Raw genomic sequence first — 318 nt, forward strand, 5'->3', positions numbered from 1 at the left:
CCCGGAGGCGGCCCCGGACCGGTGAGCGCCGGCGACGGCACCCGCCGGGGAGACGCCCTCCCCTCGCTCGTGACCGGACAGCGTCCGGACGGGGCTTGGGCCGGGTGGGTCTACGGGGTCGTGGCGGGGTGCGGCGCTGCCTAGCCTGTCGGGAGGCGGCCGGTTGAGCGGGGTGGCCGCCGTCGACCTCGCTCGCCGGTGTTCGGTGACGCGACCCCCGGGAGACCGCTTGTGGCGCTGTGGCTGCTCAACCACCTGAGTACGTTCGTGCTGGCCCTGCTCATGGTCGGCGGGATCGTGCTCGTCGCCGTCGCGGGC

Origin of the sequence: Streptomyces sp. NRRL B-24572 (assembly GCF_002156145.1) — a bacterium.
Taxonomy (GTDB): Bacteria; Actinomycetota; Actinomycetes; order Streptomycetales; family Streptomycetaceae; genus Streptomyces; species Streptomyces vietnamensis.